This window comes from Caulobacter sp. 602-2, assembly GCF_011043625.1.
GTDB lineage: Bacteria > Pseudomonadota > Alphaproteobacteria > Caulobacterales > Caulobacteraceae > Caulobacter.
On the sequence record NZ_JAAKGT010000011.1, the window covers coordinates 176,854 to 196,731 of the forward strand.

17 protein-coding genes are annotated in these 19,878 nt (G+C 69.6%); 8 read left to right on the forward strand and 9 right to left on the reverse strand.

Translation table 11 applies throughout. From position 1 onward, the window contains the following. Positions 1 to 42 precede the first annotated feature (42 nt). Positions 43 to 726, forward strand: coding sequence for a GNAT family N-acetyltransferase (locus G5B46_RS19830; protein ID WP_165261699.1), 684 nt, complete (start codon positions 43 to 45; stop codon positions 724 to 726). Between the two features lie 58 nt (positions 727 to 784). Here G5B46_RS19830 and G5B46_RS19835 read toward each other — a convergent pair whose 3' ends face one another. Together G5B46_RS19835 and G5B46_RS19840 are read right to left on the reverse strand one after the other, a co-directional pair. Beyond that, positions 785 to 2,776 (reverse strand): oligopeptide transporter, OPT family, encoded by a 1,992-nt coding sequence (locus G5B46_RS19835; protein WP_165261701.1) that lies wholly within the window; start codon positions 2,774 to 2,776, stop codon positions 785 to 787. 101 nt (positions 2,777 to 2,877) lie between these two features. After that, the gene (locus G5B46_RS19840; RefSeq protein ID WP_165261703.1) at positions 2,878 to 3,657 is read right to left on the reverse strand and encodes a PhoH family protein; all 780 of its coding nucleotides are present in this window, start codon (positions 3,655 to 3,657) and stop codon (positions 2,878 to 2,880) included. A 313-nt stretch (positions 3,658 to 3,970) separates the two neighbouring features. Between G5B46_RS19840 and G5B46_RS19845 the strand changes: the two genes are divergently transcribed. The 4 genes from G5B46_RS19845 to G5B46_RS19860 all read left to right on the forward strand — a co-directional run bounded on the left by G5B46_RS19845 (position 3,971) and on the right by G5B46_RS19860 (position 8,487). Beyond that, entirely contained in the window at positions 3,971 to 4,498 is a 528-nt protein-coding gene (locus tag G5B46_RS19845) for a gamma carbonic anhydrase family protein (protein ID WP_165261705.1), read from the forward strand. 333 nt (positions 4,499 to 4,831) lie between these two features. Further along, positions 4,832 to 6,496 (forward strand): choline dehydrogenase, encoded by a 1,665-nt coding sequence (locus tag G5B46_RS19850; protein WP_165261707.1) that lies wholly within the window; start codon positions 4,832 to 4,834, stop codon positions 6,494 to 6,496. A gap of 119 nt (positions 6,497 to 6,615) precedes the next feature. Further along, positions 6,616 to 7,560, forward strand: coding sequence for an aldo/keto reductase (locus tag G5B46_RS19855; RefSeq protein ID WP_165261709.1), 945 nt, complete (start codon positions 6,616 to 6,618; stop codon positions 7,558 to 7,560). 63 nt (positions 7,561 to 7,623) lie between these two features. After that, positions 7,624 to 8,487, forward strand: coding sequence for a class I SAM-dependent methyltransferase (locus G5B46_RS19860; protein WP_165261711.1), 864 nt, complete (start codon positions 7,624 to 7,626; stop codon positions 8,485 to 8,487). Positions 8,488 to 8,635: 148 nt separating this feature from the next. On the opposite strand, the gene G5B46_RS19865 is transcribed toward G5B46_RS19860, so the two are convergent. After that, positions 8,636 to 9,181 carry a PAS domain-containing protein gene (locus G5B46_RS19865; protein ID WP_165261713.1) on the reverse strand — a complete coding sequence of 182 codons (546 nt, stop codon included), beginning with the start codon at positions 9,179 to 9,181 and terminating at the stop codon, positions 8,636 to 8,638. Between the two features lie 178 nt (positions 9,182 to 9,359). Here G5B46_RS19865 and G5B46_RS19870 point away from each other — a divergent pair, with 178 nt between their 5' ends. Then, on the forward strand, positions 9,360 to 10,274 hold the full coding sequence (locus tag G5B46_RS19870) for a hypothetical protein (RefSeq protein ID WP_205691775.1): 915 nt from the start codon (positions 9,360 to 9,362) through the stop codon (positions 10,272 to 10,274). Positions 10,275 to 10,360: 86 nt separating this feature from the next. Here the strand turns inward: G5B46_RS19870 and G5B46_RS19875 are convergent, their stop codons facing one another. Together G5B46_RS19875 and G5B46_RS19880 are read right to left on the reverse strand one after the other, a co-directional pair. Then, positions 10,361 to 10,564, reverse strand: a complete 204-nt coding sequence (locus tag G5B46_RS19875; protein ID WP_165261715.1) for a hypothetical protein — start codon at positions 10,562 to 10,564, stop codon at positions 10,361 to 10,363. A 96-nt stretch (positions 10,565 to 10,660) separates the two neighbouring features. After that, on the reverse strand, positions 10,661 to 13,597 hold the full coding sequence (locus G5B46_RS19880; protein WP_165261717.1) for an insulinase family protein: 2,937 nt from the start codon (positions 13,595 to 13,597) through the stop codon (positions 10,661 to 10,663). A gap of 219 nt (positions 13,598 to 13,816) precedes the next feature. Here G5B46_RS19880 and G5B46_RS19885 point away from each other — a divergent pair, with 219 nt between their 5' ends. Beyond that, positions 13,817 to 15,049, forward strand: a complete 1,233-nt coding sequence (locus tag G5B46_RS19885) for a serine hydrolase domain-containing protein (RefSeq protein ID WP_165261719.1) — start codon at positions 13,817 to 13,819, stop codon at positions 15,047 to 15,049. 779 nt (positions 15,050 to 15,828) lie between these two features. Here G5B46_RS19885 and hfaD read toward each other — a convergent pair. From hfaD to hfaA, 3 genes are read right to left on the reverse strand one after another with little or no spacing between them, the layout of a single operon-like run. Continuing rightward, on the reverse strand, positions 15,829 to 17,058 hold the full coding sequence (hfaD, locus tag G5B46_RS19890; RefSeq protein ID WP_165261721.1) for a holdfast anchor protein HfaD: 1,230 nt from the start codon (positions 17,056 to 17,058) through the stop codon (positions 15,829 to 15,831). Further along, the gene (hfaB, locus tag G5B46_RS19895) at positions 16,985 to 17,989 is read right to left on the reverse strand and encodes a holdfast anchoring protein HfaB (RefSeq protein ID WP_165261723.1); all 1,005 of its coding nucleotides are present in this window, start codon (positions 17,987 to 17,989) and stop codon (positions 16,985 to 16,987) included. Before hfaB ends, hfaD begins: the two co-directional genes overlap by 74 nt. Next, entirely contained in the window at positions 17,979 to 18,347 is a 369-nt protein-coding gene (hfaA, locus tag G5B46_RS19900) for a holdfast anchoring protein HfaA (RefSeq protein ID WP_165261751.1), read from the reverse strand. The genes hfaB and hfaA overlap by 11 nt, the downstream gene beginning before the upstream one ends. 313 nt (positions 18,348 to 18,660) lie before the next feature. Here hfaA and G5B46_RS19905 point away from each other — a divergent pair, with 313 nt between their 5' ends. Then, positions 18,661 to 19,092: a CBS domain-containing protein gene (locus G5B46_RS19905; RefSeq protein WP_165261725.1), complete on the forward strand. Its 432-nt coding sequence runs from the start codon at positions 18,661 to 18,663 to the stop codon at positions 19,090 to 19,092. Between the two features lie 111 nt (positions 19,093 to 19,203). On the opposite strand, the gene G5B46_RS19910 is transcribed toward G5B46_RS19905, so the two are convergent. Further along, positions 19,204 to 19,632: an Rrf2 family transcriptional regulator gene (locus tag G5B46_RS19910; RefSeq protein ID WP_165261727.1), complete on the reverse strand. Its 429-nt coding sequence runs from the start codon at positions 19,630 to 19,632 to the stop codon at positions 19,204 to 19,206. Positions 19,633 to 19,878: the final 246 nt, after the last annotated feature.

Here is a 19,878-nt window from a genome sequence, read left to right on the forward strand (position 1 = left end):
CGAAACCTCTGTGAAGCTTGCGTCGCGTTGCAGGGAGCCGCCATGTCCGCCCATCCTCTCGATCGTCCCGTCTGGTCCAGCCTGACCGGCCGGCAGGCGCATCTGGCGATCCCGCGCGGCGGGGCGCTGCGGATGGATCCGGACTTCGGCCTGTTCGCGGCGCTGGCCGAGGTGTCTCAAGAGAGCCTAGCGGCCCTGGGCGACCTGGTGCGCCAGCATGGACCCTCGGGCCTCGTCGAGCTTGCCCCGCCGCCGCCGGTTCCCGGCGCCGACGCAGCCTCCAGCGCCCTGTGCTGGCAGATGACGGCGCGGGCGATCACGCCGCTGAAGCCGCTCGACTTCGAGATCATTTCGCTGGGCGACGCCGACGCGGCCGAGATGCTGGCCCTGGCCACGCTGACCAAGCCCGGCCCGTTCTTCTCGCGCACCCATGAACTGGGCGACTTCGTCGGTGTGAAGGTCGACGGCGAACTGGCGGCCATGGCCGGCGAGCGGATGCGGCCGGACGGCTTCACCGAGGTCAGCGGCGTCTGCACCCGGCCCGATTTTCGCGGCAAGGGCTACGCCGCCGGCCTGATGGCCCACGTGGCGGGCGCGATCCTGGCGCGGGGCGAGACGCCGTTCCTGCACAGCTACGCCGACAACGCCGGGGCCAACGCGCTGTACCAGGCCCTGGGCTTCGAGCGGCGGGCCGACGTGTGGTTCACGGTGCTGGCGCCTGGATAAGGAAAAGGCCCGGAAGCGTACGCCTCCGGGCCTTTCGGTTTCGATAGGGAGAGACCGATCAGGCCTCTTCCATCTTCCGCGCCTGGATCCGGCACCAGCCGTAGAGGCCGGCGACCACGACCGCCGCGACGATGATGGCGATGATCATGCCCAGGTGCTCGGGCGGCGGGTTGGCGATGGCCAGCGGCGCGCCCTTGTTGGTCGAGACGATCAGCAGGGCCAGGGCCACGTTGAACAGGCTCTCACCGACGATGAAGCCCGAGGCGATCAGCACGCCCAGGCGCTTGGCGACCTCGGCCTTGCGGTCCTTGGAGACCACGCGCTCGAAGATCCAGCCGGCCAGGGCGCCGACGACCACCGGGGCGGTCACGGCGCTGGGCAGGTAGATGGCCAGGCCCACGCCCAGCGGCGGCAGGCTGAAGCGGTCCTTGCTGGCGCGGCGCAGCACGATGTCGACCACCACCAGCGCCAGGCCGATCAGGGCGCCGACGCCCAGGAGGTCCCACTGCAGGTTATGGCCGATGACGCCCTTGGCCAGGGTCGAGATCAGCGTCGCCTGCGGCGCGGCCAGCGGTTCGGCGCCGGGCACGACATTGAGGTTCGGCGCACCGACGAAGCCGTTGGACTTGGCCAGCAGGTCCAGCACGAAGGGGATCACCACGGCGCCCGACAGCACGCCGATCACCAGGGCCGACTGCTGCTTCCACGGGGTGGCGTCGACCAGCTGGCCGGTCTTCAGGTCCTGCAGGTTGTCGTTGGCCACGACGGCCACGGCCAGCACGGTGGCGGTGACATAGAGGGCGAAGGCGACCAGGGCCTTGGCGGCGTCCGGACCGATCAGGCCGCGGCCGATGGCCCCGACCAGCAGCGAGGCGCCCAGCACCGTCAAGATGGCGATGCCCGAGACGGGGCTGTTGGACGAGCCGATCAGGCCGGCCATGTAGCCGCAGACGGCGGCGGCCAGAAGGCCGGCGAACACCAGGTAGGCGACGGCGGCGATGGTCAGCGGCAGGGCCAGGGCGCCGGCCGGACCGCCCAGGGCGAAGGCCGCCAGCAGCCAGCCGGCCGGAGCCAGCAGGGCCACCGACACCAGGCCGACGACGAACAGCGGGATGTCCTGCTCGACGCGCGGCAGGTCGCCGCCGCCCGAGCGACGGGCCTTGCCCGCCTCGAAGGCCGAGACCAGGCCGCGCCAGATCGGGACGACCAGCTTGCCCAGGGTCCAGATAGCGGCCGCGCCGATGACGCCGGCGCCCAGGAAGCGCACCTTGGTGGCCCAGACGGTCAGGGCGTGGTCGGCGACGCTGGCGCCGGCTTCGGCGGGGAACACGCCGGTCAGGATCGGCACCAGCACCGCCCAGGCGATGAACAGGCCGGTGAACATGGCGATGCCGACGGTGATGCCCATCAGGTGGCCCGCGCCCATCAGGGCCAGCGAGCTGGACGCGCCGATGCCGGTCGCGCCCTTGCCCACCTTGACGAAGGCGGCGACCTCGGCGGCGAAGATCTTGGCCGCGCCCAGGGCGGCGAAGGCCGCCGAGCTGAGGGTGCCGGCGATCACGGCCCACAGGCCCGCCTTGCCCTCGGCCGCGCCTTCGCGCGAGCCCGAGCCGACCTTCAGCACCTCGGCGGCGGCGACGCCTTCGGGGTAGGGCAGGGGCGAGTTGGTCACCAGGGCCCGGCGAAGGGGGATGGTGTACATCACGCCCAGGATGCCGCCGACGGCGCAGATGCCGAAGGTGGCCAGGAACGGGATGTTCGACCACCAGCCGATCATCAGCAGGCCCGGCAGCACGAAGATCACCGACGACAGCGTGCCCGCGGCCGAGGCGATCGTCTGGACGATGTTGTTTTCCTGGATCGTCGAGGTCTGGAAGAAGCGCAGCAGCGCCATCGAGATCACCGCGGCCGGGATCGAGGTGGCGAAGGTCAGGCCGACCTTCAGCCCCAGATAGACCTGGGCGGCCGTGAAGACGACGGTGATGAGTATGCCCAGGATCACGCCGCGGAGCGTGAACTCCGAGCGCGGGGCGGCGGTGATATCGGACATGCGGGTTCCGCAAACAGTTAAGGCGGCCGGACCTTGCCGTCCGACCGCCCCATACTCAAGCCCGGAAGGGCATGAACTGTTATGAAATTACAGAATGAGGGTCACAGAACGCCCAGCATCTCGGCCACCAGCGGATGGCGGACGATGTCCTGGTCGGCCAGACGGACCACGGCGATGTTCGACATCTGCTCGAAGCGATCGGCCACGTCGCCCAGGCCCGAGATCCCCGGCAGCAGGTCCGACTGGTTCGGGTCGCCCGTGACCACCATGGTCGAATGCCAGCCCAGGCGCGTCAGCAGCATCTTCAGCTGCATGTAGGTGCAGTTCTGGGCCTCGTCGATCACCACGAAGGCGTTGTTCAGCGTGCGGCCGCGCATGAAGCCGACCGGCGCGATCTCGATCGCCCCTTCGGCCATCAGGGCCCGCATGCGCTTGACCGACAGGCGGTCGGTCAGGGCGTCGTAGAGCGGCCGCAGGTAGGGAGCCAGCTTGTCTTCCATGTCGCCCGGCAGGTAGCCGATCGACTCCCCGGCCTCGACGGCGGGGCGCGACAGGACGATGCGGTTGACCCGGCCGGCCTCCAGCGCCTCGACGGCCTTGGCGATGGCCAGGTAGGTCTTGCCGGTGCCGGCCGGACCCAGCGCCATGACCAGGTTCTTGCTGTCCATCGCTTCCAGCAGCTGCGCCTGGCCTGGCGATTTCGGTTTTATCGTCTTGATGTAGCTCTGATCCCGGGGCGCGTTGTCCGCTTCACCCAGCGGCGACCAGCCGCCGCGATGCTCCACCGGCAGGCGACGCACCTTGGCGTCGTCGTCGTAGCGGCCGTCAGCGCCTTCGCGCACCATCCGCTTCAGGGCTCGCTTGGTCATCAAAGCCTCCATTCAGGCATGAAAAAAGGACGAGGCCGTAAGGCGTCGTCCTTGGGTCGATGAGAGGAGCAGAAGACGGAGCCGCAGGCGCGGCCAGGCGGCTCGGTGGAGCCCCAGGAAGGCGGTGCTGTACGCCGGAACGCCGAACGCAAGACCTGTTTCTCCGTCGTCAGGAGGCCGCGGACGGTATGGACCGCGGCGGATACGGTAGGAAAGTCCCCCGATGGAAGGATGTTCCACCCCGAATCACCGGATCTACAATAGGGGCTTTTATGGTTTATGAGCGATTAAAGGTCGCAGCCTTGGAAGAACACGGGGTGTACGGATGACTGTCTATTCGTTGGGCGATATCGCGCCGAACCTTCCGTCGGAAGACGAATACTGGATCGCGCCGACCGCCAGCGTGATGGGCAATGTCGTGCTCGAACAGAACGCCAGCGTCTGGTGGGGCGCGGTGGTGCGCGGCGACAATGATCCGATCACCATCGGCCGGGGCAGCAACATCCAGGACGGCTCGGTGCTGCACACCGACGCCGGGATCCCGCTGACCATCGGCGCGAACGTCACGGTCGGTCACATGGTGATGCTGCACGGCTGCACGATCGGCGACGGCTCGCTGATCGGCATCGGCTCGATCATCCTCAACGGGGCCAAGATCGGGAAGAACTGCCTGATCGGCGCCGGCGCCCTGATCACCGAGGGCAAGGAGATCCCCGACAACTCGATGGTGGTCGGCGCGCCGGGCAAGATCATCCGCGAGGTCAGCGAGCACCAGGCGATGATCCTGCAGGCCTCGGCCCTGCACTATGTCGAGAACTGGAAGCGCTATCGCGCCGGCCTCAAGGCGATCTGAGCGAAAAGCGCAGGAGCGCCGCCCGGAGGGGGGGGGATGGGCGGCGCTCCTGTCAGACCCGCGCAAAGGGGCTGGATGCGCGGGGCCTTCTCACGGCGGCGGCGGGACTGTCGCCGGCGTGGAAGTCGGACGGGCCGGTAGGGCGCTCTCCACGAAGCCGCCGGCCGATCTGATGACCGTCATGATGTCGGCCGCCCCTTCCGATCGGATTAAGGTTGAGTTCGCGCAAAATCCGTAACGGCGTTCTTCGCGGCGTTTCATGCCCTCTTGCCGCCGTCCCGGGACCGGGTCACTGTGCTGTCTAAACAACGATAACATTGTGGGAGGGACGCCATGTCGGGCACGCGCTACGACTACGTCATCATCGGCGCCGGTTCGGCGGGTTGCGTGCTGGCCGCGCGGCTGACCGAGGATCCGGCCGTGAAGGTGCTGCTGCTGGAGGCCGGCGGCAAGAACGGCTCGGTGCTTGTGCGCATGCCCGCCGGCGTGGGCGAGCTGATCAAGGCCAAGGGCGAGTGCAACTGGGGCTTCTGGACCGAGGCCGAGCCGCATCTCGACGGCCGCAAGCTGTGGTGGCCGCGCGGGCGGGGCCTGGGCGGATCCTCGGCGATCAACGGCATGATCTACATCCGCGGCCATGCGCGCGACTACGACCAGTGGCGGCAGATGGGTCTGTCCGGCTGGTCCTACGCCGAGGTGCTGCCCTACTTCAAACGCTCGGAAACCTTCCATGGCGGGGGCTGCGCCTATCACGGCGACAGCGGGCCGCTGCACGTGTCGGCCGGCGAGTCCGACAGCCCGTTCTACAAGGCGCTGATCGAGGCGGGCCGCCAGGCGGGCCACCCGGTGACCAAGGATTTCAACGGCTTCCAGCAGGAGGGCTTCGGCCCGTACGACCTGACCATTCGCGACGGCAAGCGCTGGAGCGCGGCCGCCGCCTATCTGGCCCAGGCCCTGTCGCGACCCAACCTGACCTGCCTGACCGAGGCGCGCACCACCCGCATCGTGGTCGAGAACGGCAAGGCCGTGGGCGTCGAATATGTCGCAGGCAAGGGCGGCCAGACGGCGATCGCCTACGCCGACGCCGAGGTGCTGCTGAGCGCCGGCGCGGTGCAATCTCCGCAAATCCTGCAACTTTCGGGGATCGGCGATCCCGACGCCCTGAAGGCGGCCGGCGTGGCGCCCGTCCACGAGGCCCGCGGCGTCGGCCAGAACCTGCAGGACCATCTGGACGTCTGCCTGTCGTGGACGACCAAGGGGCTGAAGACGGCCTACTCGGCCAACAAGGGCCTGAACAAGCTGGGCGTCGGCCTGTCCTACCTGCTGATGGGCAAGGGGATCGGGCGGCAGAACTTCCTGGAATCGGGCGCCTTCCTGCGCTCGCGTCCCGATCTCGACCGGCCCGACCTGCAGATCCACGCCGTGCTGGCGATCATGCAGGACCACGGCAAGGTGGTGGTCGAGAAGGACGGCTTCACCCTGCACGTCTGTCAGCTGCGTCCGGAAAGCCGGGGCTCGGTGGGTCTGCAGTCTTCGGATCCGTTCGCCGACCCGAAGATCCTGGCCAACTATCTGGCGACCGAGGAAGACCGCCGGGCCATGCGCGAGGGCGTGCGGATCGGCCGCGACGTGGCCGCCCAGGCCGCGCTGGACCCCTACCGCGACAGCGAGTACGCGCCGGGGGCGGCGGTGAGGAGCGATCAGGAGATCGACACCTGGATCCGCGCCAAGGCCGAGACGATCTACCACCCGGTCGGCACCTGCCGCATGGGCGCGGCGGGCGATCCGCTGGCGGTGGTCGACGACCAGCTGCGCGTGCAGGGGATCGACGGCCTGCGGGTGATCGACGCCTCGGTGATGCCCACCCTGATCGGCGGCAACACCAACGCCCCGACGATCATGATCGCCGAGCGCGCCGCCGACCTGCTGCGCGGCAAGGCGACCCTGGCGCCGCAGGATGTCCCGGTGTTCGACGGAGCCTCCGCGGTGGCGGCCTGAGGGCGCGTTTCGGATAGATCCGCAGTTCGCGCCCAATAGGTCTTATTTCGAAGTTTGATTGGGCGGGGGCGGGGAAACCCGCCCACACTTCCGGCCGTCTTGCGAACAAGGACCCGCTCATGAGCCAACGCCCCCTCGGCCGCTCCGGCCTTTCGATCGCCCCGCTGGTGTTCGGCGGCAACGTCTTCGGCTGGACGGCCGACGAAGCGACCTCGTTCCGCCTGATCGACGTCTTCGTCGACGGCGGTTTCGACGCGATCGACACGGCCGACGCCTATTCGGTCTGGGTTCCCGGGCACGAGGGCGGCGAGTCGGAGACCGTCATCGGCCGCTGGCTGGCGGCCGGCGGTCGGCGCGACCGCATCAAGATCCTGACCAAGGTGGCCAAGTCGCCCAAGCGCCCCGGGCTGTCCGCCGCCAACATCGTCGCGGCGCTGGAAGACTCGCTGCGCCGGCTGAACACCGACTATGTCGATCTCTACCAGTCGCACGAGGACGATGCGGCCACGCCGCAGGACGAGACGCTGGAGGCCTTCGACCGGCTGGTGAAGGCCGGCAAGGTGCGGGCGATCGGCGCCTCGAACTTTTCGGTCGACCGCCTGGAGGCCTCGCTGAAGACCTCGGCCGACAAGGGCCTGGTCCGCTACGAGTCCATCCAGCCCAAGTTCAATCTCTACGACCGCGACGAGGTCGAGGGGCCGCTGGCCGACCTTGCGGCGCGCGAGGGGGTCGGGATCATCCCGTTCTACGGCCTGGCCGCCGGCTTCCTGACCGGCAAGTACCGCAGCGAGGCCGACCTGGAGGGCAAGGCGCGGGGCCGCACCGTCGCGCGCGACTATCTGAACGAGAAAGGCTTCCGGGTCCTGGCCGCGCTCGACGAGGCGGCCGAGGCCACGGGCGCGACCCAGGCCCAGGTCGCCCTGGCCTGGATCGTCGCCCACCCGGCCATCACCGCCCCGATCGCCAGCGCCACCAGCGTCGCCCAGCTGGAGGAACTGCTGGCCGGGGTGCGCCTGACCCTGCCGCCCGAGGTGATCGCGACGCTGGACGCGGCCGGGCGGTAGTCGACAGACGCGGCGTCAGCGATTACATCTTGTTGAGATTAATTCTCAACTAAGGGGCCGCCGATGACCGAGCGCAACGTGAACCAGATCGCCGACTGGAACGGCCGCACCGGCGAGCGCTGGGTGGCCAACCAGGCGCGGCTGGATCGCATGCTGGGGGCCTATGGCGCCGAAGCGATCGCCGCCGCCGCGCCGGCCGCGGGCGAGCAGGTGCTGGATATCGGCTGCGGGGCTGGGGCGGGCAGCCTGGAGATCGCCGCCCAGGTCGGGCCTTCGGGCGCGGTGTTGGGCGTCGACGTCTCCGAGCCGCTGGTCGCCCGGGCGCGGGAGCTGGCGGCGGATGTCGTCAACGCCCGGTTCCAGGTCGCCGACGCCAGCCGCGCCCTGCTGCCGGTCGAGCAGTTCGACCTTCTGTTCTCGCGCTTTGGCGTGATGTTCTTCGACGAGCCGGCGGGGGCCTTCGCCCACATGCGGCGGGCGCTGAAGCCGGGCGGGCGTCTGGCCTTCGTCTGCTGGCGGGGGGCGGCCGAAAACGACTGGGTGCGCCTGCCGATGAAGGCGATCGCGCCGATCATCGGGGCGCCCGCCCCGCCGCCGCTCGAGGCGCCGGGGCCGTTCTCGTTCGGAGACAAGGTCCGGGTGGAGCGGATCCTGCGCGAGGCCGGCTTCGTCGACATCGCCTTTGCGGCCATCGATCATCCCATCACCTTTGGCGAGGGCGAGACCCGGCAAGCGGCGATCGAGGATGCGGTGGACCTGGCCTTCCAGGTCGGCCCCCTGACCCGGGCCCTGGCCGATCAGCCGGACGCCGTGCGCCAGCAGGCGATCCCGCTCGTGCGCGAGGCCTTCGCGGCCAAGGCCGTGGACGAGGCGGTGGTGATCGCGGGCGCGGGCTGGGTGGTCACGGCTCGGAACCCGAGCCTCTAGGGGCGCAAGGGTCGGACGGAGGGGCGCTCCCGCCGTGGCGGCGCTCTCCCGAGCACCCCTCCGTCCTTCCGGCGTCGTCTCCGGCAAGCCGACGCAAAACCTCCCGCCAGAGCACGGGAGGAAACTCGTATGTCGCCGCCTCAGGCGATCAGGCGATCAGGCGGCCGTCCAGGCTGGCCAGCCGCAGGCGCGGCGCCTCGGCGTTGGTCGGGGCCAGGGCCTGGATCCGGCGCACGCCCAGCTCGTAGGCCGGCCGGCCCATCAGGCGCTGCATCATGGCGATCGGCTGGTAGAGGCCCAGGAAACGGTCGGCTTCGCCGCTGGATCCGGTCATCGGGGCCAGCAGCACCTCCATGCCCACCGAGGCCACGCCGTGGGCGCGGATGTCGGCGGTGACCACCACCGGCTCGCCCCGGCGGCGCGCGACCTCAAGCGCCGACTTCACCTCCAGCCGGTGCGACAGCGCCCACATCGACAGCTGGTCCTCGCCGCGCAGGTCGCGGGCGTGCAGGTCGGTGACGAAGCCGCCGGCCAGGCGGAAGGGATAGCGGCCGGCGCCGCGTCCGAGAATGAACACCTGGGGCAGCAGGTCGAGGAAATCGCCCGGATCGACGCTGGCGCGCGCGGGCATCCGGCCCTCGCCGGCCCGGCTTCGCCAATAGTCTATCAACCGTTCCGTGCTTGGATGGAACATCGTCGTCCCCTTGCGGGTCCTTTCGCGGTCCAGATCGACCGCATGGGGCTTGCTAGGAGAACCGGGCCAGGAGCCCCGTCGTATCGTCTTGGCACAGAGTCGGGGCGTGACGGGCCGATGGCTTGTTTCTTGCTGGAGAACCGGCTGGAAGACGCACGCTGTGTGAAGGGGAGACGCCATGACGGCGCCGAAACTGACCGTGTCCAAGCTGTGGATCGCCATCGGGGCGGCCGTGGCCGGACTCTTCGTGGGCGGCGTCGCCTACGCCCAATGCAACAGCGGCTGCACGCCGACGCCTCCGACCTGCTGCGCGCCTCCGCCCGCGCCCCCGCGCCCGCCCAAGCCGCCGAGCGGCTGCGATAACGGCTGCGGCGGCGGTGGCGGCCACTGGGGCGGCGGCGGCAAGACCAACGTCAACGTGAACGTCAACGTGAACGCCAATGCGAGCGCCAACGCCTCGGTGCGGGCCGGATCGAACGCCTCGGCCGGCGCGACCGTCTATTACGGCGGCGGCGCCCACGGCGGCTACTATTCGGGGCCCCAGCCCACCGGCTACATCCAGGGCCTCAACGTCACCGGCGGCGAAGCCGCGCGCCGCACGGCCTACGAGGCCACCCGCACCCGCTTCAAGCGCGTGGTCGTCCGCGCCGTCTGCCTGGACGACAAGGACATCCCGCACCCGGCCTCGCAGGTCACCCCCGACCGCGAGATCGACGACCTCTATGACGGCGAGCTCTATCGCTGCATCGCCGGCAGCCGCATGCAGTACGTCGTGGGCGAATATTCCGGCCTGATCGACGCCAGCACCGGCGGCCAGACCTATATCTGCGCCAAGAACGAGGCCCTCTATCACGTGCCCGGCGCGCGTGGGGGGCAGGGCGGCGAAGCCGGCGGGACCCTGGTCTGCCGTCCGCAGCGCCCGGCCCGCGACTGCAACGAGCGCTCGCTGCTGCGCCGCTACGGCGCCGGCGTGAAGATCCTGTCGATCCTGACCACCGAGACCTACACCGCCTATCGCGAAGAGACCGTGCGCGAGTCCAGCTCGAGCATGAGCCTCAGCCTCGACGGCGGCGTCGGCGGCGTCGTCTACTGATCGCCCAGGGCCGCGCTTTCCTAAAGCGAAGGTCCAGAAAAGAAGGCCTCCGTCCGAAAGGACGGAGGCCTTCTTTTCTGGCTGGTTCAGTCTCGGGCGGCGGCGACGTCGCGCTCCGCCTGGAGCTGTGCCTTTAGCTTGGGGTCGAGCGACAGATCCGACTCGATCTCAAGTTCGAAGAGCAGGAAGTCCAGCACGAGGGCCCGGCGCACGTTTCCTTCGTTCGACAGCAGCCAGGGATTGCGCTTCACGAGCTTCCTGAGCAGCCAGCGCGGCAGCTTGATATCCATCCAGTCCTCCAGCCTCACGCATATCAATGTGCGGCGGAGCTGCGTCAGATCCGGTCGCCCCGTCCCTTCGCCGTGAGGAGAAGGGACGGGAGGCAGTTACTTGCCCTCCGGCTTGACCTCGAAGGTCCAGCTCTTGTCGTCGGACAGGAAGGTGCGGGCCGCCTTCTGCACGTCGGCGGCGGTGACGCGCTGCAGGCCGGCGATCACCGAGCGGGTGGCGTCCAGCAGGCGCGGGTCGGTCTGCGCGCCCGACAGCGCGCCCAGCCAGTACTCGTTGGTCTCGCGCGCCTTCTCCAGCTGGTCGATGCGCGGCAGCTTGGCCCGCTCCAGCTCGTCGGCAGTGACCGGCTTGTCGCGCAGGTCGGCGGCGATCTGACGGACGCTGGCGATCACCTGGTCGATCTTCTCGGGCGGGACCTCGACCGACAGGCCGATATAGCCCCAGCCGGGGAAGGTGGCGTTGTGGGTCGCCGAGACCGAGGGCGAATAGGTCGCGCCCTGCTTCTCGCGCAGCTCGTCGGTCAGCCGCAGCTGCATCACCGAGGCCAGGACCTGGGTGTTGCGCGAGCGCTGCAGGTCGCTGAACAGGTCGTCGGTCTTCCAGGCCATGAACAGCAGGCCCTGGTCGGCGCGGCCCTTGTGGGTGCGCACCACCGGAACCTTGGACGGGGCCGGGAAGGCGATCTGGGCGGCGTCGGCCGGCGCCGGGACGCCGGTGCGGGCGGGCAGGGCGCCGAAGGTCTCGCCCACGGCGGCGATGGCTTTCTCGACCGTGGTGTCGCCAACCACGACCACCTCGATCTGGCCGGTCGCCAGCGGACCGCCCACGGCCGACTTCAGCTGGTCGATCGAGCCGTCGGCGATCTCCTTGCGGTCGGGGAAGGCGAAACGCTCGTCGCCGGGGTGCATCAGCGCCGACAGGTCGCGGGTGACCACGCCGCCGCTGGTGCGCTCCAGCTGGTCGTGGACCGTGCCGTAATAGGTCTTCACGCGGTTGAAGGCCTCGGGCCGCCAGCCGGCGTCCGACGCGTAGGCGGTCAGCACCTGCAGCTCGGTGGAGAGGTCCTCGGGGCGGGTGCGGCCCGACAGCACGAAGGCGTCGTCCTCGACGCCGAGGCCGGCGTTCCACACCTTGCCGGTCAGCACCTGCTCCATGTCCTGGGCGGTGATCTGCTTGAGGCCGCCCTCGATCATCGACGAGGCCGACCACAGCGGGCTCTGGCCGGTCTTGGCCAGGTCGAGCAGGCCGTTGCCGATGCGGGCCTTCACCAGGATCTGGTCGTCGCGGAACTTGGTCGGCTTGACCGTCAGGCGCACGCCGTTCTCGAAGCGCACGAAGACGGTGTCGAGATCGGCGACGTCCTTCTGCTCGACCGCCTTGCCGGTGGAGCCGAACACCGCATAGGGCCAGGTCGTGGTCGCGGGCGCGGCCGGCGGGGTCACCGGCGTCTTGCCGGACTCCTGGTAGGCTGCGGTCACCGTGGCCTCGCCGCCGTCGATGGCGGTGGGCGTGGGCAGCACGATCAGCGGGCCCTGGCCCGCGAACAGCGTCTTGACCGCGGCCGAGACGGTCTCGGCCTTGAGGTCCTTGGTGATGGCCTCGAAGGCGGCCAGGTTCTGCGAGGGGCTGGTGACCACTTCGCGGTCGCCCAGCGTGCCGACGATCTGGCCGGCCAGGGCGGGCGTGCGCTGGGTGGCCTCGCCGGCGGCGGCCGCCACGTACGAGGCGCGCATGGCGGCCAGCTCGCGGTCCAGTTCGTCCTGGCGCACGCCGAACTGCATCAGGCGGCGCTGTTCCTGGTCGAGCACCTGCAGGGCCGCCTTCCAGCCGCCCGGCTTCACCTGGGCGAACAGGCCGTTGATCTGGGCGGCGTGGTACTGGTCGTTGCGCAGGGCGCCGGCCGAGATGAACGGCGGTTCGGCGCTGCGGGTCAGGGCGCGCAGGCGACGGTTCAGCACCGCCATGCCCAGCGACTCCAGCATGTACTCGCGGTCGGAGGCCTTGCTCTCGATGCGCAGGTCGGGCGACTGCACCCAGCCCAGCTGGACGGACTCGCCCGAGCCCGGCTCGACGATGACCTTGGCGGTCAGGCCGCGCTGGGGAATGGCGCCGAGGTCGGGACGCGCGCCCGGCTCGCCCTTGCCCTTCCAGTCGCCGAAGCGGGCCTTGATCTTGGCCTCCATGGCGTCGACGTCGAAGTCGCCGACGGCCACGAACACCGCGTTCTCGGGCCGGTACCAGGCCTCGTAGAAGTCGCGGATGCGCTGGGCCGGGGCGGTGGAGATCACCTCCGTCTGGCCGATCGGCAGGCGCTGGGGCGGGCGCTGGCCTTCCAGGTTGAAGGCGAAGCCCTGCTTGAACACGCGATAGCCGGGGCTGTCGCGGGTGCGTTCCTCCGACAGCACCACGCCGCGCTCGCGGTCGACGGCGGCCTGGTCGATGGTCAGCTCGCCGGCGGCCTCGCGCAGCAGCATCATGGCGTCGTCGACGGTCGGGTCGTCGGTCTTGGGCAGGTCGAGCGTGTAGACGGTCTCGTCGAAGCTGGTCGAGGCGTTGGTGTCGGCCCCGAAGGCCAGGCCGCGGCGCTCGAGGATCTTGACCATCTCGCCTTCGGGCACGTTCTTCGACCCGTTGAAGGCCATGTGCTCGAGGAAGTGGGCCAGGCCCTGCTGGTCGTCGGCCTCCATCAGCGAGCCGGCGTCGAACCACAGGCGCAGGGCGCCCTGGCCGGGCGGGGTGGCGTTCTTGCGGATGGCGTAGCGCATGCCATTGGGCAGCACGCCGAAGCGGATGGCCGGATCGACGGCGACGTCCGAGACCTCCTGCGGCCACTGGCCGGGCTTGAGATCCGAGAACTGCGGGCCGGCGGTCTTGACCGGCGCGGCGGGCGCCTTGGCCGGAACCGGGGCCGCCGACGACGGCGCGGCGTCGGCCTTCTTGTCCGAACCGGGCAGGACCGAAGACAGGGTGGAGCAGGCGGTGAGCGCCAGGCCGGCGGAAACGACGAGCGCCAGGCGCGAGACAGAGATCATGGAGACCGTTCGATTACCGGAAGTGTCGGGGCGGCAGCTAAGCCTTCGCGCGTGGCGCAAGCAAGGCCGACCGGCGGCGAAGTCGGCGTCCGTCGCTTCAGAATTGCAACATCCGCGCGCCTGGCCTGTGGGAAACTGGGCGGGCCGCCTTGCGCAAGGGCGATCGGCCGCCCACTCCCTATGGGGCCGGAACGCTTCCGGCGACGAGGGAGTGCCGACATGCGTCTTTGGCTTGCGGGCGTCGCCGCCCTGGCTGTTCTGTCCGGCGCGCCGGCCATGGCCCTGGCCCAGGCGGCCCCGGCCGTCGTCCCCCTGGCCCCGGACGCCGCGCTGTCGGCCCGCATCGACGCCGTGCTCGACCGGGCGGTCGCCGACCAGCGGCTGGTGGGCGCGGTGGTGCTGGTCGCTCGCGACGGCAAGCTCGTCTATCACCGGGCCGCGGGCCTGGCCGACCGCGAGGCCAAGGCGCCGATGCGCGAGAACACGGTCTTCCGCCTGGCCTCGGTGACCAAGCCCTTCGTCAGCGCGGCGATCATGCGGCTGGCCGAAGAGGGCAAGCTGTCGCTGGCCGACCCGGTGACCAAGTGGCTGCCCGACTTCAAGCCGGCCCTGGCCGACGGCTCGACCCCGACCATCACGCTGGGCCAGCTGCTCAGCCACACCGCCGGCCTGACCTATGGCCTGTCGGAAAAGGCCGACCATCCGTACCACAAGCTGGGGGTCTCGGACGGGCTCGACATCTCGGGCCTGACGCTGGACGAGGACGTGGCCCGCATCGGCAAGGGGCCGCTGGCCTTCGCGCCCGGTTCGGCCTGGCGCTATTCGCTGGCCATCGACGTGCTGGGCCTGGTGGCGCAAAAGGCCGACGGCCGGCCGCTGCCGCAGGTGGTGGCGCGCACCGTCACCGAACCCCTGGGCCTGAAGGACGCCGGCTTCCAGGCCGCCGACCCGGCCCGCCTGGCCACGCCCTACGCCAACGCCGCGCCTGCGCCGACCCGCATCACCGACAACCAGGACGTCTCGCTGGGCGCGACCGCGGTGCGCATGGCGCCCAGCCGCGCCGTCGACCCGACCGCCTTCCCCTCGGGCGGCGCGGGCATGGTCGGCACGGCCGGCGACGTGCTGGCCCTGCTGGAGGCGGTGCGCACCGGCGGCGGCCCGATCCTGTCGGCCGCCAGCGTCCAGGCGATGACCACCGACCAGGCCGGGATCAAGGCCGCGACGCAAGGTCCCGGCTGGGGCTTCGGCTACGGCTGGGCCGTGCTCGACGATCCGGCGATCGCCAAGACCCCGCAAGGCGCCGGCACCCTGGCCTGGGGCGGAGTCTACGGCCACAACTGGTTCGTCGATCCGCAAGCGAAGCTGACCGTGGTGCTGCTGACCAACACCGCCTTCGAAGGCATGAACGGCCAGGTGACGCGCGAACTGCGGGACGCGGTGTACGGGCGGTAGACGGCGCCAAGATGCTCCCCCTTCAGGGGGAGGATCCTGGCTGGCGCCTTGCGTCCTTCGAGGCCCGCTGCGCGGGCGCCTCAGGATGAGGAAGTCAGTGTGCCGAGGAGAGCCGTGCAACCAGGGTCCTCATCCTGAGGTGCGAGCCGAAGGCGAGCCTCGAAGGACGCACGGCTTCTCAGCCTCTCGTGGAAACCACGGAAGTTGATGGAGAGGGCGCGGGGCGTCTGGGCCTCGCCCGGATGTGTTTGTTTCAAGTACCGTTTCGACGAAGCTTAAACGCCCCGCGCGATCGTTATTCCTCAGGCCGGGACGCGCAGGCCTCTTCCGCCTTTTGCCCCTTCCCCATGCAGTGCGCCCCGTTTCTTGGCGGCCAGGCGTGCATGGCGGCGCGGACCCTTGGACGGGCGGAGGTTCATGACAGGCGAACCAACCGATAGGCGGGTTTACGTCCCCCGCCCTCTAAACCCGCTCGATCGCATCCACGTCGCCGCTTCGGGCCGGATCCTTGCGCCCTCTCCCTGCGACGGGACCAGATGATTATGCGCCGGGATTCAGCGCGTCTGATCGATGGGCGTGAGAAATTTGCAAGTGGTTGGATTGGTTCAGGAGTTTTCGACAATCGCCGGGGATGGACGAGGCTCTATCCCCGTCCGACCGTCAGATGCTCCCCCTCTGGGGGAGCTGTCGCGGAGCGACTGAGGGGGACCACTTGGCGCCGGCGCTGGCCCCCTCCGGCCCTTCGGGCTGCCTCCCCCAAAGGGAGAGGATCCCGACGCCTAGTTCGACTTCACGTAGAAGGCCGCGTCGTTGCCGACGGCGCGGGCGCTGCTGGTGATCGAGCGGGCCGAGCCGGTGACGGTGGTGGTGGCGCGCGAGGAGACGTCGGCGTTGTTGACCTGGGTGTTGCTGCTGGTCATCGAGCCGCCGCAGGTTCCGCAGACATAGGCCCCGACCGAGTTGCCGACCGCGGTGGCGCGGGCGCCGATGTCGTAGCCGTCGTGGCCCTCGGCGCTGGCGATCACTTCCACGCCGCCGCCGTCGTTGGTCTGCACGTTGTCGAGCACCAGGGCCGCGCCCGTGTTGCTGACGACCGCGGCGTTGCCCACGCCATAGGCGCTGCTGTTCGCCGCGCCGAACTGGTAGGACGTGGTCTCGGCCTGCGAGCGCACATAGGCGGTGTTGTACTGGTGGTTGGCCACGTCCAGCAGCGGGCCGACATTGGTGGCGTTGAGGTTGTTGCCCGCCGCCGAGGTCGAGGTCTGCGTCAGGTAGGCGTTGCCGTAGGCGGTGAACTTGCTGGCCTGCACGAGGTCGGACGTGTTGCCCTGGTCGGTGATGACGCGGGCGGCCGACTGGTTGGCGCCGTCGATGTCGATGTGGTTGCCCGCCGCCGTGCCGGCCACGGTCGAGGTTCCGCTGACGTACTGCACGATCGCGCCGCCGTCGGCCATCACGTCGCCCGAATTGGCCTGGCTGATCCGCGCCCCGGCCGCGCCGTTCTGCAGCCACAGCCCTTGCGTGTTGCCGGTGGCCTGGGTGTCGACGGCGATGTCGCCGGCCCGGGCGGTCTCGCCCTCGACCTGGCCGCGGGCGGTGACCGCGCCGCTGTTGGTCTGCACCATGAAGCCGCGGTAGGTCGCTTCTTCCGCCCCGGCGTTGCCGAAATTGCCGGCCGCCTGGGTGGCCACGACGCTGGAGGCGCCCATCGAGCCCGAGGCGTTGACCACGGTGTGGCCGTAGACCGAGCCCTGGTTGACCTGGTTGGAGGTGGCGTCGACGTCCACGCGCGCGCCGGCGATGCCGACATTGTTGCCGGTGGCGGCGGTCGATGCGCTGACGCCTTCCTCGACGGTGACGACGTTCAGCGTCTGCTCGCTGAACACCTCGCCCAGGTTAAGCTGGTCGTTGAGAACCTGGCCCTGGGCGAAGGCGCTAGTAGCGGCCGCGACGCACAGAGGGATCGCTGCGATCGTTCCAGCGAGACGGATCTTCGCGGGTCTGCGCATTGTTGCTTCCCAGGTTGTTGTAGGCGGGCGTGAAGGCGCCCGTGACGCCGACGGTGTCGGCCCCGAACGGATCCGACTGCAGGCAGCTTTGCGGACCCGGCATGCCGTAGAGGTTGGCGCTCATCTCGACGACCGAGCGCTCGATCAGCGAGCGCACGGCCAGCTGCACCGGCTCCAGCGCGCCCTTGCCGGCCGACAGGTCGAACAGGTTGTTGTTGGCGAAGGCGAAGATGCCGGCGCTGACTTCGCGGCCGATCACCTGCTTCTGGTAGGAGATGACGTCTTCCACCACCAGTGTGCGGCTGTTGATCAGGCGCAGGTCCATGGCGATGTTCATCACGAACAGGCGGCGCTTGAAGTTGGCCTTCAGGCCGTCGGTGTCGATGTCGCCGCCATAGAGGTCGGCGCCCGCCGAGTGGATGTTGTAGTTCAGCTCGGTGACGCCGCCGACGAGATAGAAGTCCGAGCCCGCGACCTGGCCGGCGACGATCTTGCGATAGTCGGCCGGGGCGTCCGGCGTCGGGGCCGGGCGGTCGGAGATCAGCTTGTTGTTGGCGTACTTCAGCTCCAGTTCGGAAACCGAGGTGTCGAAGCGCTCGACCATCGGCATGCCGGCCTTGGCGAAGGCGGTCATCGCCATCAGCGAGGCGCCTTGCGTGACCTTGCGGCCCGAGCCGTCGGACTCTTCCTTGCCGGTGTAGTCGGCGATGCGGCCCACGGCGATGCGCGGGGCGGCGACGCGGTTCTGGCGGGCGTAAGACGCCAGGCAGTTCAGCGCGGTGGAATAGGGGGTGGGATTGGCCGTGACCGGCGCGGTGCCGATCGGGCGGGCGTAGTTGCCCGCGTCCAGGCGCTTGGGCACGCCGCCGCCGCAGGCGCTGAGCGCCGTGCAGGCCGCCGCGACCATCAGGAAGACGCGCTTAGTTGCCATTGGAGACACCGCCGTTGGTCGACGCGCCGGCGCTGACATTGCCGTTGTTGACCTGGTTGGAGTTGACGATCACCGTGTTGTTGTTGCCCTGGGTGATGACCGTCAGGTTGTTGCCGATCGCGGTCGAGCCGGAGAAGCCGCCCAGGCTCCCCACGCCCGAATAGCTGTCGAGCGAGCCCGACGAGCTGCGGCTGGAATAGACGCTCTGGTCGCTGCCGGTCAGCATGACGCCGTCGACGATGACGCGGTTGCCGTTGGCGTCGCGGGTCGAATAGTCGACGACGTGGTTTTCCTGGCCGGCCACGCGGCCGTAGCCGGCGTTGAACGACGCGGAATTGCTGCTCATGGTCTGGGCCATGGCCGGAGCGGCGGCGTCCAGGATCAGCACGCCGGCGACGGCGGCGACCGCGCCGAGGGCCCGAACCAGGGGCTTGTTGTTCTTCTTTGAGGCCATGACGGGCTCCGCGACTGTCTGTCCGGGGCTTGCAAGCAACCCCCGTGCCAAAACCGGACACGTCATCCTAGGCGGTAAGGTATCCAGAATTGGTTAAACGCGCCGGGCGCGGCCAATTGGGCGCGCCGTGTCGCGGTCGCCGGCGTTCCGCCATTGATCCGGGCGCGGGTTTGCGAGACCCTCGTTACGCAAAAGAGCGATCAGGGAGGATTGCGTTTTGTTGGTGTCTCAGATCCTGAAGACCAAGGGCGACCTGGTGTTCACCGCCTCGCCCCAGGAAACGGTCGGCGCGGCCGCGGCGCTTCTGCACAGCCGCAAGGTCGGCGCCATGGTGGTGCTCGAAGCCGACGAGTCCATCGCCGGCATATTGTCCGAACGCGACATCGTGCGGCAGATCGCCAAGGAGGGCGCGTCCGCGCTGGCCAAGCCGATCTCGGCCTGCATGACGCGCGACGTGATCTTCGCCCAGCCCGATGAAAGCGTCGACGACCTGCTGGCCAAGATGACCGACCGCCGGATCCGCCACCTGCCGGTGGCCAAGGGCGGACGCCTGGTCGGCATCATCTCGATCGGCGACCTGGTGAAATACAAGATCCAGGAAGCCCAGGCCGAGGCCGACGGGCTGAAGGCCTACATCGCCGCCGGCTGACGGCGGGATCTTCGCGATGGGGTAAGGCGCTCTTCTTGTAGAGAGCGCGGAAGCAGGCTCGTCCTCGTCGAGGGCGGGCCTTTCTCATGCGCGCTCTCTTATAGGAGAGGATCAGCCGATCAGTTCGGCGCCCTGGCCGGCGACCGCGTCGGCCAGGCTGTAGCCCTCGAGCACGGCGGCGGTGGCGTCGCGGGCCCGCAGCAGGGCCTCGCGCAGGGCGCAGGTGGCCAGGTCGCTGCAGTCCTCGCAACGGCGGAAGGCGGTGCGGCTGACGCAGGGGGCCAGGGCCAGCGGGCCGTCGACCAGGCGGATGATCTCGGCGAAGCTGATCTCTTCCGCCGGACGGGCCAGCAGGTAGCCGCCGAACTTGCCGCGGCGGCTGGTCACCAGCTTGTGGCGGGCCAGGCCCAGCAGGATGGCTTCGAGGAACTTGCGGGGGGCGTCGGCGCGCAGGGCCAGTTCGCCGGCCGTGACCTGCTCTTCCGCGCGGGCTAGTTCGACCATGGCGCGCAGGGCGTAGCGGGCTTTCTGGGACAACATCGGCGGCGTCTCTCCTTATAGAGCGCTCTATGGAGGCTGCATGGCGGGGTGCGCAAGCGGTTCCGCTTGGCCAGGCCCGGGCGCCCGAGAGGGATTTCATGCACAGATCCGCTCACAGCTAACCGGCGCGGCCGGACGAAATTGGGTTGCGGCGGGGCAGGGGGCTGTCTAGAAGCCGCACCTCGCCGCGGGGGACACGCTCCGCCGCTCGGAAATGAAGGTTTCGACTTGCATTTCCAGCGCCGG